Source organism: Paraflavitalea sp. CAU 1676 (assembly GCF_029223285.1).
Lineage (GTDB): Bacteria > Bacteroidota > Bacteroidia > Chitinophagales > Chitinophagaceae > Paraflavitalea.
This window is the reverse complement of sequence record NZ_JARHUJ010000004.1, coordinates 43,668-56,896: the sequence shown is the minus strand read 5'-3', so window position 1 is coordinate 56,896 and position 13,229 is coordinate 43,668. Positions and strand designations below refer to the sequence as shown.

Annotated in this window: 7 protein-coding genes; 4 read left to right on the top strand and 3 right to left on the bottom strand. The window is 48.1% G+C overall.

What is annotated here, in order from left to right:
* Window positions 1–63 precede the first annotated feature (63 nt).
* The 3 genes from P2H89_RS13230 to P2H89_RS13220 all read left to right on the top strand — a co-directional run bounded on the left by P2H89_RS13230 (window position 64) and on the right by P2H89_RS13220 (window position 7,965).
* The gene (locus tag P2H89_RS13230) at window positions 64–6,189 is read left to right on the top strand and encodes an alpha-2-macroglobulin family protein (protein ID WP_275827478.1); all 6,126 of its coding nucleotides are present in this window, start codon (window positions 64–66) and stop codon (window positions 6,187–6,189) included.
* 89 nt (window positions 6,190–6,278) lie between these two features.
* Window positions 6,279–7,334, top strand: coding sequence for an FAD-dependent oxidoreductase (locus tag P2H89_RS13225; RefSeq protein WP_275827476.1), 1,056 nt, complete (start codon window positions 6,279–6,281; stop codon window positions 7,332–7,334).
* A 196-nt stretch (window positions 7,335–7,530) separates the two neighbouring features.
* Window positions 7,531–7,965: a hypothetical protein gene (locus tag P2H89_RS13220; protein ID WP_275827475.1), complete on the top strand. Its 435-nt coding sequence runs from the start codon at window positions 7,531–7,533 to the stop codon at window positions 7,963–7,965.
* 86 nt (window positions 7,966–8,051) lie between these two features.
* Here P2H89_RS13220 and P2H89_RS13215 read toward each other — a convergent pair whose 3' ends face one another.
* Together P2H89_RS13215 and P2H89_RS13210 are read right to left on the bottom strand one after the other, a co-directional pair.
* Entirely contained in the window at window positions 8,052–8,855 is an 804-nt protein-coding gene (locus tag P2H89_RS13215; protein WP_275827473.1) for a zinc-dependent peptidase, read from the bottom strand.
* 218 nt (window positions 8,856–9,073) lie between these two features.
* Window positions 9,074–10,069 (bottom strand): zinc-dependent peptidase, encoded by a 996-nt coding sequence (locus P2H89_RS13210; RefSeq protein WP_275827471.1) that lies wholly within the window; start codon window positions 10,067–10,069, stop codon window positions 9,074–9,076.
* Between the two features lie 223 nt (window positions 10,070–10,292).
* Between P2H89_RS13210 and aspS the strand changes: the two genes are divergently transcribed.
* A complete protein-coding gene (gene aspS, locus P2H89_RS13205; RefSeq protein WP_275827469.1) occupies window positions 10,293–12,119 on the top strand; it encodes an aspartate--tRNA ligase in 1,827 nt (608 codons plus the stop codon).
* A 152-nt stretch (window positions 12,120–12,271) separates the two neighbouring features.
* Here aspS and P2H89_RS13200 read toward each other — a convergent pair whose 3' ends face one another.
* Window positions 12,272–12,931, bottom strand: coding sequence for a response regulator transcription factor (locus tag P2H89_RS13200; RefSeq protein WP_275827467.1), 660 nt, complete (start codon window positions 12,929–12,931; stop codon window positions 12,272–12,274).
* Window positions 12,932–13,229 lie beyond the last annotated feature (298 nt).

Sequence of the window (13,229 nt, the reverse complement as noted above, 5' to 3'; positions counted from 1 at the left end):
TTTCTAAAACGCACAATGGTGCAAAATATTGCAGATTATATAACTTGTATTAAAATCGATGGTATGCCCGTTAAAAAGGTCTGTTTCTTAGTATTAGCCACTTTATTTCTCTTTACAGCAACCGGTCAGCAAAAAATGAACAATTACGACAAAGCCTGGAAAAAGATCGACAGCCTGATAGAGCAGAAAGGGCTTCCCACCTCTGCTTTAACGGAAGTAAACAAGCTGTATGCGCTGGCGCAGCAGGAGAAGAACGACGCGCAACTGATCAAAGCGCTCATCTATCGTGCACGCCTGCGTGATATGAAGGAGGAGAATGCCGATCAGAAGACCATTGCAGCCATGGAAGCAGAGATCGCGAAAGCTACCGGGCCGGCGAAAGCCATCCTGCAAAGCCAAACGGCCAGCATGTACTGGATGTACCTGCAGCAGAATCGGTGGAAGTTCTACAATCGCACGACCACGGTAAACTTTGCCAAGACCGATATCGACACCTGGAGTATTGATGATCTCAACCATAAGATCAGCGAGCTATACCTCGCTTCGCTTCAACAAGAAAAGCAGTTAAAGGAAGTAAAGCTGGAAACTTTTGAGCCCATCATCATCAAGGGCAATATGCGCCATTTGCGCCCTACCCTGTTCGATCTGCTGGCCAACCAGGCCCTTGAATATTTCAAAACCGACGAAAGGAACCTGAACAAACCCGCCGATGCTTTCGAGATCAACGACGCGGCCGCATTTGCCGATGCCCGCAGCTTCGCCACCCATCGCTTTATCATCGCAGATACCAGCTCGCTGCACGGCAAAGCATTACAGCTTTATCAACGGTTGATCACTTTTCACCTTACCGATGCCAAACCCGATGCTTTGATCGATATCGATATCGACCGGTTGGAATTCGTACATACTTATTCCGTTCAGGAAAATAAGAAGGAGCTCTATAGAAAAGCCTTGCAACAGCTTACGGCAACACATGGTAAATTACCAACTGCCGCACAGGCATGGTACCTGTTGGCAGGAACCTATAGTGAAGAAGCGGCGTCCTACCATCCGCTTAAAGACACGACACATCGCTTTGCTTACCTGAAGGCTCTGGAGATATGCGAATCGGTCGTTGCCCAAAAAGAAGAGAGTGAAGGGCAGGTTAATTGCTTCAACCTGGTTACCCAGATACGCCGGGCCTCAGTAAACCTGCAAACAGAGCGCGTGAATATACCTAACCAGCCTTTCCGTGTATCAGTGAGCTATAGGAATATTACGCAATTACATTTCCGGGTAGTGAAGTTTGACAAGAAGACAAAAGATGACCTGGGAACGGATACCTACAACGAGGAATACTGGAAAAAGCTGGCAGCCCTGCCGGTCATTAAATCCTTTGCCCAAACCTTACCTGATACCAAAGACTTCCAGCAGCACCGCGTAGAAGTGAAAGCAGACGGCTTACCTGTTGGTGAATATGCTTTCTTCGTGAGTAGTCAAAAAGATTTCAGCACGAAGGACAACGTGCTGGCAGTACAGGCTTTTTATACCTCCAACCTTGCCTATATCAATAAAGGCAATGATTACATTGTACTGGACCGCGAAACCGGCGCCCCCATTGCCCGGGCAGGGGTGCAGGTCTATTATCGTGCATATGATTATGCCGACCGCAAGAATAAGGAACGCAAGGGAGAGAATCTGTTCACCGACAAAAATGGCTTCTTTGCACTCTACCCTCCCAAATCGTCCAACGATAATTATTACCGGATAGAAGTGAGCACCAAAGAAGATCATCTTTCTTTAGATGAATATGAATACAGTTACCGGTATGCAAGCGACAACGAAGACCGTTCGGCCAACCAGAGCTACCTGTTTACCGACCGCGCCATCTATCGCCCCGGGCAGATCGTCTATTTCAAAGGCATCGTGATCAATCAGCAACCTTCGACCAATAAAAACGCTGCGGTGGCCAATTTCACTACCGAGATCGACCTGTTCGATGTTAATGGTCAGTTGGTGGATTCCATCAAAGTAACCAGCAATGCCTACGGCTCCTACTCGGGCAAGTTTACCTTACCCACCAGTTTATTGAACGGTCAGTTCAGGCTGCAGGATAAAAGCACCAATAGCTCGCTTTATTTCTCCGTTGAGGAATACAAGCGCCCACGGTTTATGACGGAGATCGCCAAACCTGCGGGCTCGTACCGGCTCAACGACAGCATCGTGGTGAAAGGGACAGCGAAAGCTTATGCGGGTAATAACATCGATGGAGCTACAGTACGATACCGCGTAGTAAGAAGAACGATCATGCCCTTGTGGTATGGCTGGGGCCGTAAGATATGGCCTCCCTATGGCCGCGAAACGGTGGAGGTAGCACATGGCTCCACTACCACCGGCACCGATGGAGGTTTCACAATCACCTTCAAGGCGCTGCCCGACCTTAGCGTAGACAAAAAAGATCAGCCCACCTTCACCTATGAAGTAAGTGCCGATGTAACCGACATCAACGGCGAAACGAGGAGCGGGAGCACCTATGTTTCGGTAGCTTACCAGGCACTGCGACTGAACATAGATGCCGCCAACAAGCTGCACAGCGATAGCCTGAAACAGATCGGCGTACGCAGCACCAATTTCAACGATCTCTTCGAGCAGGCGCGCGTAACGCTCAGCATCTACAAACTCAAAACACCAGAGCGGGTGTTCCGCAGCCGCTATTGGGAGCAGGCCGATCAATACGTGATGACGAAAGAAGAATACAGGGCCCTCTTCCCATACGACCTCTACGCCAACGAAACGGAAGTGAGCACCTGGGAAAGAATGGAGAAAGTGCTGGAGGTGACAGACACAACTACCGCCTCCGGAAAATTTGCCCTGGGCAAGAGCAGCCTGCCGGCAGGCTGGTATGTGATCGAGGTTACTACCAAAGACAAGTTTGGCGAACCGGTAAAAGCGATCCACTACATCCAGTTGTTTAACAAAGCCGGCGAAAGTAACCCAATAGCCTATGCCGCTATTCAAATGTCTAAGCCAAGTTTTGAGCCTGGCGAAACCGCCAGTTTCGAACTGGCCAGCAACCTCGATAACCTGTTCGTGATACAGGATATCAACAGAAGAGGCGCTAAGGAAGAAAGGAAATTCATTACACTGAATGGAGTAAGCACTCCGTATCAATTGCCTGTAACTGAAAATGACCGTGGCGGATTGGGCGTTCAGATCGCTTTTGTGAAACACAACCGGGTCTATACCCAAACCGATGTCATTGATATTCCCTTTACCAATAAGCAACTGAAGATCGACTATACCACCTTCCGCGATAAAACGCTGCCGGGCAGTGCTGAGAAATGGAAGGTAAAGATCAGTGGTATCAAGGGTGACCAGGTGGCCGCGGAAATGCTTACCGCCATGTACGATGCATCGCTCGATCAGTTTACAGGTCATGGCTGGAACACTCCATCCATCTGGCATAACTACTATCCGCAATCCGCCTGGATCGATCGCGGCAACTTCCGGCTGCAGGAATCGCAGGAGAAGTATCGTACAGAACCAACGCGGTATTTCCAGAAAGAATATGACCGCCTGATGGGGGGCAACCTGGCAAGGGCCGGTGGAGGCCAGATACGGATAAGGGGTATGGCTATGCAGAAACAAGAAACCCTGATGTTTAATTCTGTGGCTCCAGCGCCTGAAGCTGCACTTCCGCAGGTAAAAAGATCGCTTCGCAATGATGATGAAAAAGTAACTTATGGACTTATCAGCCAGGATGGCGTGAAAGACGAAGGCATAGTGGCTCCTCCGGTGGATGGCAATCAGGCGAGCTCCCCAGGTGCCATACAAGTCCGGAAAAACTTCAACGAGACTGCTTTCTTCTTCCCCGACCTGCATACCGATGCAGAAGGCAATATTGAATTTTCTTTCACCATGCCTGAAGCGCTTACCGAATGGAAATGGATGACACTGGCACATACAAAAGACCTGGCCTTTGGCTATAATACCAAAAGCATCATTACGCAGAAAGACCTGATGGTGCAGCCCAATGCCCCGCGTTTTATGCGCGAAGGCGACCGGATGGACTTCAGCGGCAAGATTGTGAATCTGAGCAGCAAGGAGCTTACCGGCCAGGTCGAATTGCAGTTGATTGATCCTACCACCAACCAATCAGTGGACGGCTGGTTCCGTAATGTATTCCCCAACCAGTTCTTTACGGTAGCTGCCGGCCAAAGCATACCCGTGAACTTCTCACTGGAAATTCCCTATCAATATAACAAACCGGTTACTTATCGCCTGATCCCTTCCACCAAAGCGAGCGGCAACGAATCGGCCCTGAGCGACGGGGAAGAAAATATGCTGCCGGTGGTGAGCAACCGCATGCTGGTAACAGAGAGTCTGTCTTTACCGGTACGTGGTAATTCCACCAAAAACTTCAGCTTCGACAAGCTGATCAAAAGCGGCCGGAGTGAAACCCTGAGCCAGCACGCGCTGACCGTTGAATTCACCAGCAACCCTGCCTGGTATGCGGTACAGGCGCTGCCTTACCTCATGGAGTATCCATATGAATGTGCCGAACAGGTATTCAATCGCTACTATGCCAACACGCTGGCTACTTCTATCGCCAATGCTTCTCCACGGGTAAAGGCCATCTTCGAGCGTTGGAAAACTACCGATACCGCTGCCCTGTTGAGCAACCTGCAAAAGAACCAGGAGCTGAAGGCGGTGCTGCTGGAAGAGACGCCCTGGGTGCTGGAGGCTAAGAATGAGGCGCAACAAAAAAGGAATATCGGATTGCTTTTCGATATGGTACGCATGAGTAAGGAGCAGGAATCGGCCCTCAGCCATATGCAGGACCTGCAAAGTCCCAATGGTGGCTTCGTATGGTTCCAGGGCGGCCCCGACGACCGGTATATTACCCAATACATCCTTACCGGCATTGGTCACCTGCAAAAGCTGAATGCACAAAAGGCAAACGCCCGCATTTCAGCGATCGTAAAGGCTGCCATTCCTTACCTGGACAAAGCCCTGAAAAGAGATTATGATGAGCTGCTGAAGAACAACAAGCAAAAAGAACCAGAGAATGGACTGGGTTATATGCAGATCCAATACCTCTATATGCGCAGCTTCTTCCCTGAGCAAAACATTCCGGCTGAAGTATCCAAAGCCTATACTTATTTCAGGAAACAAGCACAAAAGCATTGGCTCAAGCAAAGCAAATACATGCAGGGCATGATTGCCCTGGCCTTGCACCGCACGCAGGACATCAAAACTCCACAAGGCATCTTGGCTTCGCTGAAACAAAACGCTGTGGTGCATGAAGAAATGGGTATGTATTGGAAAGACCTATCAGCCGGTTATTACTGGTACCAGCATCCGATCGAAACACAGTCGCTACTGATAGAAGCCTTTATGGAAGTGGGCAAAGACAATAAATCAGTGGCAGATCTGAAGACCTGGCTGTTGAAGCAAAAGCAAACGCAGAACTGGAAGACCACCAAGGCAACGGCAGATGCCTGTTATGCCTTGTTACTGCAAGGAACTGACTGGCTCAACCATGAACCAACCGTGCAGATCAATCTGGGCAGCTACGCTATCCGTAGCAACGAACAAACGCAGGAAGCGGGCACGGGTTACTTCAAAAAGGTGATCGACGGTAAAGATGTTAAACCCGATATGGGCAATATCAAAGTAACGGTTTCCGGAACTGGCGCTGCTGCTGCCGAGTCGGTATCCTGGGGAGCAGTTTACTGGCAGTACTTCGAGAACCTCGACAAGATCACCACAGCAATCAGCACACCGCTGAAGCTGAGCAAGAAATTGTTTGTAGAGAAGCTAACTGATCGTGGTCCGGTATTGCAGCCGGTGAATGAAGGCGATGCCCTCAAGGTGGGCGATAAAGTGAAAGTGCGCATCGAACTGCGTGTGGACCGTCATATGGAGTATGTACACATGAAGGATATGCGGGCTGCCTGCCTGGAACCTGTGAATGTATTAAGCGAATACAAATGGCAGGGTGGTCTTGGGTATTACGAAAGCACCAAAGATGCAAGCACCAATTTCTTCTTTGGCTCATTACCTAAGGGCACCTGGGTATTTGAATATCCGCTGTTCGTAACACATACAGGCACCTACAGCAATGGCATCACCAGCATTCAGTGTATGTATGCCCCTGAATTTGGCAGTCATTCGGAAGGGGTAAAAGTAACGGTAGATGGAAAATAGCAGAAAAGAGAGAACGTATCCTGTTTGTGTTCGATAACATGTTTTACGCCGGCCACTCATCGAAAGGGTGGCCGGCTTATTTTTGCACCATGCATAAAGACATCCTTATCGTGGGCCAGGGCATTTGCGGTACATTTTTAAGCTGGTACCTGGAGCAAGCAGGAATCTCTTACCTGGTGATCGATCAACTGCAGGCCAATACCGCTTCGAAAGTAGCGGCGGGGATCATCAACCCCGTTACCGGCCGGCGGATCGTAAAGACCTGGATGATCGAAGAGGTGATGCCTTTTGCCCATGAGGCTTATAATTCGCTGGGTGCCGAACTCGGCATCACCGCGATCGAACAAAAAAGTATTGTCGACTTCTACGCAACGCCGCAAATGAAGCTGGCTTTTGAAAAAAGGTACCAGGATGATCAGCAATACCTGGCAGTGCCGTCGGATGAAAACTACTGGCGACACCTGTTCAACTATGACTTTGGTTATGGTGAGATCGATCCCTGCTACCTGATCAGGTTGCAGGATATTTTGCCCGCGTACCGGACTCACCTGGCTAATAAAGACCTTTTGCGGGAAGAACTATTTGAACAGGAGCACCTGCAGGTACAACCCGATGGCATTCGTTATAAAGACCTGACGGCCTCGCGGATCATCTTCAGTGATGGTATTGCGGCAGCCAGCAATAGTTATTTCCAAAACCTGCCTTTTGCCCTGAATAAGGGAGAGGCCGTTTGGGCCGAGATAGATGGATTGCCAGCCACCCATATATTCAAAAAGGGATTCAACCTGGTGCCCTGGAAGGACAATATCTTCTGGCTGGGATCAACATATCTGTGGGAGTTTGACAACGACAATCCTACCCCTGGTTTCAAACAGTTTGCCCATAACTGGCTTTTACAGACGGTGAAACTGCCATTTAAGATACTCGACCACAAAGCAGCGGTGCGGCCTGCCACCCTGGAACGCCGGCCTTTTGTAGGCTTTCACCCTCAATATCCTGCCATAGGTCTTTTCAATGGTATGGGAACTAAGGGCTGTTCGCTGGGACCCTGGTTTGCCCGTCAGCTGGTACAACATCTTCAAACCGGCGCCCCGCTGGCGCCCGAGGCAGACATCAGGCGTTTTCAGCGGATACTGACAAGGTAATTCGAAGAGGGAGCGACCAGCCCTGTGAAGCCGGGTTTGCAATGCAGACTTGTTGATGGCCGGCCAGGGGGATCTTTACCCGGTGATTCCAGGTATGGCATCCCCTAAAAAGGGTAGCAACTTTTACCCCACGCATTCTGTTCAGTTATTTATTTTTGCACCGTTCACCACCCTTTGTCATTTTAAATTTATTGCCGTGTCACAGGAATCGAAGGAGCTGTATGTAGTCCCGGCCAAGTTCCGCAAACTGGAAAACCTGCACATCCTCTTCTGGCTGGTCAAAGACCTCTGCTGGTGCCTGCTCTTTAAGCCGCTGGGCATTGTGATGATCGCCCCTACCCTCCTGGTAGCGATGTGGATCACCTGGAAGAACAGGCATATTATAGCCGAGCTGGCGCACAACCTGGCCATCACGATCTGGATCATGGCCAACTCCATGTGGATGGTGGCCGAATTCTACGGTGTGGATGAAACGGTGAAGCCCTACTGCATTATCCCTTTCTCAATAGGCATCGTAATTCTGTTGTATTACTACCTGATCTATGCACCGTTGCAAAGAAGAAAAGAGCATATCGAAGTTATACAAGCAGCTGTTGTACCTTCCCCAACTCCTGTTGCGGAAGAAGTATAAAATAAAAATCCGGTTGTTCAGCAGGCTTCATAAGCCAACTGCTCAACCGGCAATCCAATCCGAATAATAATGTATAAATGGAATCCCTAGGCTGCAATTTTATTGGCTGCGGTAACAATCACCGAAGGGTCCTGCCGTAACAGGAGACTCATTGCTTTATACAATTCCGGTAGCTCATGACGCATGCGGATCGGGTTCTCAAAAAACACCTCAACACTCACTGCCCAGAACTCATGGTAGTTGCTTCCTGCATATTCTCCGAGAATATTTTTGGCGCCTTTCTGCATGGCCTCAAAGATGGGGCGGGCCACTTTGGAGAAGTTCTTAAACTCTTTCTTGAAATGTTTGTCCTCCTCAGTTTGGGTAATGAAATTTACCCAGGCAAGTGCGTGTCCCATTTCGTGCAGACCTACATTACAATTAGGTGATTCACCTTTAATGCCTTTAAGAAAGTTATCCCATGAAAGGTATATACCACTAAGATCCACGTGGCCCATGAAAGGGCGCGAATAAAAGCCATAATGATAATCGTCCTTGATCACATAAATATCGCGGAAGTAATTCAGTTGAAATTTATCAAGTCCAAAGGTGAGTTGAATAGAAGCCGCACTGACCAGGATCGGCATCTCAGCAGTCTCCTTTACTTCGATGTAGTGAAATTTTTTAGCCTTGTGAAACAGGTATGTGCGGAAGAGAAATTTATGCTGTTCTTCGTGATTGAGTCTGTTATAATAACGAAAGTAACGGGATACTATAGCGTGGTAGAATGTTTCCTGGCTGAGAAATGATTTATGCTGGCGTTTAACATGAAGGCGGTTGATCCATTCACTCACCGGATTATGGAGAATGAGGATGCTCGACACCACCAGGAAAATAATAAGAATTTCCATAAGGGTCCATTTTTTCTTTTTGTGAATAGGTACTTGAGCAACGGATTGGTTTCACAAAGTTTGGATTAGAAAAAACGGTCTTTCGGGGAGAATGGAACTAAAGAATAGAGGGGGCTTTTGTCTTGCGGGCACTTAAACCCGGGTACAAAGTAAAAACAATAGTTCATAAATGAAAGCCCTGCTTCATAATTTTATGACCATATTATAATACACTGAATCTAAGCATTTTCTATTGGATTCAGGATAACGCCTGCTTTCAACGTATCCTGATTCAGCAACAAACACATAGCCTCATACAACTCAGGCAATTGTATTTTGAAAGAGGTGGGGCGCTCAAAGAAATTCTCTACACAAACAGCCCAGAACTCTTCGTAACGGCTGGCAGCATAACTACCCAGAAAACCTCCGGAGAGTTCGTCCTGCATTTTATCGAATACCTTTCTGCCTGTTGATGAGAAACGGATGAACCGGTCATGAAATCCGTCATCGCGCCCTTCACTAACGTTGAAGTTCACGTAGGCGAGCGCATGGGCCATTTCGTGCAAACCGACGTTATCGCCGTCATGGTAATCATCATACGCTTTCAGGAAGTTGCTCCATGATAAGTAAATACCATCGTGCGCTACGTGGCCCTGGAAGGGAACGCTGTTTAAGCCATAATGGTAGTCATGGTGCAATACATATATCTTTTCAAAATGCTCCATCAGGTAGTGCTCGAGTCCAAAGGTTAATTGCACGGCGGTGGCGCTGATGAGCAGGGGCATCCTTTCTTCCGGTGCTATTTCAACATACTCGAACTGCTTGGAAGTCATGAACACGACCGTACGTTGGAGAAACCTTGTTTGCTGATCGGCTGCGAGATTCCGGTAATAGGGAAGGTATTGCAGCAGCAGTGCGTGGTAATCGGGCTGACGGTCATCATAAACGGCTTTTGCCCGGCGCGAATAAAAAAGGAGTTTCAGCCTTTTGAAGAGACGGGGAAAGAATAGTGTCACCAGGAGTATCAGAAACAACGCACCAAAAAACCAATTGCCCAATTCATGGGATAATTGTTGCTCAGGCGTAAGCTGCACCTGAACGTTTTTGAGGGGGGCGGCCGAGGGTATCCCGGCCAGTGCGGTGTCGATTGCGGCAGGAGACGCCTTTTTCCCGGAATGGTGGGAGACGGTATCGCCTTGCGGTACCTGGTATTTATAGGTTGAATCCTGCGGCATCTGGAGCGAAAATAATCATTTAAGGCTGGTGGCCGGGCAGCGGTGGGAAACCTGTTTTCTGTTACCTTTGCCGCTCACCGGTCATTTTGACCAATTTGAAATTGAATGTTGAATATTAATTGTTTATGGATGCAGAAACCGGTAGGTTCCATACGATCCTGTAAACAACGTTCCCATTCAGTATTCATTGTAACCAGCAACACATAAAATTAAACAATAGGCAATGTACAGAACGCATACCTGTGGCGAACTTCGGTTGGCACAGGCCGGCCAGGAAGTAACGCTCGCCGGTTGGATTCAAACGGTTAGGAAATTTGGCAGCATCACATTCGCTGATCTGCGCGACCGGTATGGCATTACACAGCTTTTATTCGGAGAAGAACTTAATCCGCAATTGGACCAACAGCCGCTGGGCAGGGAGTTTGTGATCCAGGCCAAAGGGGTGGTGACCGAACGCACCAACAAGAACCCCAATCTGCCAACCGGCGATATTGAGATCAGGTTGACTTCGTTTACCATCCTGAATAAATCGGTAACGCCACCTTTCACTATCCAGGACGATACGGATGGCGGAGACGACCTGCGCATGAAGTACCGCTACCTGGATCTGCGCCGCAATGCGGTGAAGCGGAACCTGGAGTTGCGTTACGCCGTTAACCGTGCAGCAAGAAACTATCTGCACGAAAACCAGTTCATGGATATTGAAACGCCGTTCCTCATCAAAAGTACACCAGAAGGCGCTCGCGATTTCGTAGTTCCGTCACGTATGAACCCTGGCCAGTTCTATGCACTGCCACAGTCTCCCCAAACCTTTAAGCAATTGCTGATGGTGAGCGGGTACGACCGTTACTACCAGGTGGTAAAATGTTTCCGGGATGAGGACCTGCGTGCAGATCGCCAGCCGGAATTCACCCAGATCGACTGCGAAATGTGTTTTGTTGAGCAGGAAGATATCCTCAACATGTTTGAAGGAATGATCAAACATATCTTCAAGACGGTAAAAGGTGTTGACTATACTGAACAGGTGCAACGCATGACCTGGGAAGATGCCATGTGGCAATACGGTAATGACAAGCCAGATATCCGGTTTGGCATGCAGTTGCTGAACATCAAATCGGCTTTCAACGTGGATAGGCTGAAACCCAATGAGGCATTGCTGGCCGGCGTCGACTTCAAAGTATTCAATGATGCCGAAACAGTGGTGGCGATAGCGGTACCGGGTTGTGCTGAGTATACCCGAAAACAGACCGACGAATTGACCGATTGGGTGAAAAGACCCCAAATAGGTATGCAGGGCCTGGTATTCATCAAATGCAATGCAGACGGTACTTATAAAAGCAGCGTAGATAAGTTCTTCTCGGAAGACAAATTAAAAGCCATTGCCGACGCCGCCGGGGCCAAAGCCGGCGACCTGGTATTGATCCTGGCAGGTCTGGAAGAAAGAACCCGCAAGGCGATCAGTGAACTACGCCTTGAAATGGGCGAAAGGCTCGGATTGCGTAAGAAAGACGAACTAAAGTTGCTGTGGGTGCTTGATTTCCCACTGTTCGAATACAGTGAGGAAGACAATCGCTGGGTAGCGCGTCACCATCCGTTCACAGCACCTAAGCCCAACCAGATCTCCACGATGATCGATAACAATCCCGTAATCGAAAATGCTGCGGAATACCTGAAGCATCCGTATGCCAATATTAAAGCGAACGCGTATGATATGGTGTTGAACGGAAATGAGATCGGGGGTGGTTCGATCCGTATATTCCAGCGAGACCTGCAGGAAAAGATGTTTGCAGCGTTGGGAATGAGTAAAGATGAGGCACTGCATAAATTTGGATTCCTGCTGGGGGCTTTTGAATATGGTGCTCCGCCGCATGGTGGTATTGCATTTGGCTTCGACAGACTTTGCGCCATTCTCGGTGGCAGCGAAAGCATTCGTGACTTTATTGCTTTCCCCAAAAACAACAGCGGCCGTGATGTAATGCTCGATGCCCCGTCATCCATCGATAACAAACAGCTGGATGAGTTACGAATAAAACTGAATCTTAAGTCGTAGGGAAAAGCGGCCGTTATGCGGCTTGGCTGATTACCGGGATAAGAGAGAGATAAAAAGGTCTTCATGTAGACCGGAAGGTACAAGTTGCAGATAGTAGCTTGTACCTTTTTTTATGGAGCAATAAGGAAAGTAGAGTAAATAGTATCTATAGCTTAGTCGATTAATTTGTTACGCATACCGTACATGATCAGGCCGGCGATTGTTTTGGCTCCCACCTTGGATTTCATATTCTGCCGGATAGTTTCGACCGTACGTGGGCTTAAGAATATTTCTTTGGATATCTCTTCGGTAGTTTTGTCTTCGGCCAGTAATTTGAGGATGCGGACCTCTTTTTCTGAGAATTTAATGGGATTGGGATAAAACTGGCGCACCTGTTTTTTGGTCTGCAGCTTGGAAAGTACTGCCTTATTGACGAGATCATTGAAATAGAAATCGTCGTTCATACAGGTTAGGATCGCCTGGTATATTTCGTCTGGATCGGAAGTTTTAGTGAGATAGGCATTCGCCCCCATTTCCATCATTTTGGTGATCATTTCCTGGTCGTCGTACATGGTAAGCACAATGATCTTGACATCGTTGTACTCCTTGCGAAGGATCCCGATCGCATTAACCCCGTCTACTTCCGGCATGCGGATATCCATCAACAGGACATCGGGTTTTTTGAGCTGCATTTTGTGCATCAGATCTTTGCCATCCTCGGCTTCCCAGAGGATTTTCAGGTATTCTTTACCTTTCAGAGCCATTTTGATACCATCGCGAAAGATTTTATGATCATCCGCAAGTGAAACTTTAATTACCAGTTCAGCACTCATAGTTGTTGGCGGGTTTGGCTTATTAACGGGTTAATTGGCTACATAAATCCGGTATATGAAATTGAACTACAATTGCCAGGGGGATATTTTTTTCCAACTCACGAGGCTACCCTGTACAGGCAATATCGTATAAAAAAATTACCTGTTGTATTCAGCAAAAGTTAGTTGATTAAGATCAATCGGAGTTTTTCGAGCCAGGATATTGAATTTCTACGTCCGACCGTGTATATACTGAACGAATAAAAATGAGCAAAAGTGCTCTTGACCTGTATTTTGTATCCGGGTATTTTTGTTTTGA

Bases quoted from the DNA above. Each gene is read 5' to 3' on its own strand.
- P2H89_RS13215 (WP_275827473.1), bottom strand. From the start codon at position 8,855: ATGGAAATTCTTATTATTTTCCTGGTGGTGTCGAGCATCCTCATTCTC.
- aspS (WP_275827469.1), top strand. From the start codon at position 10,293: ATGTACAGAACGCATACCTGTGGCGAACTTCGGTTGGCACAGGCCGGC.
- P2H89_RS13230 (WP_275827478.1), top strand. From the start codon at position 64: ATGCCCGTTAAAAAGGTCTGTTTCTTAGTATTAGCCACTTTATTTCTC.
- P2H89_RS13225 (WP_275827476.1), top strand. From the start codon at position 6,279: ATGCATAAAGACATCCTTATCGTGGGCCAGGGCATTTGCGGTACATTT.
- P2H89_RS13210 (WP_275827471.1), bottom strand. From the start codon at position 10,069: ATGCCGCAGGATTCAACCTATAAATACCAGGTACCGCAAGGCGATACC.
- P2H89_RS13200 (WP_275827467.1), bottom strand. From the start codon at position 12,931: ATGAGTGCTGAACTGGTAATTAAAGTTTCACTTGCGGATGATCATAAA.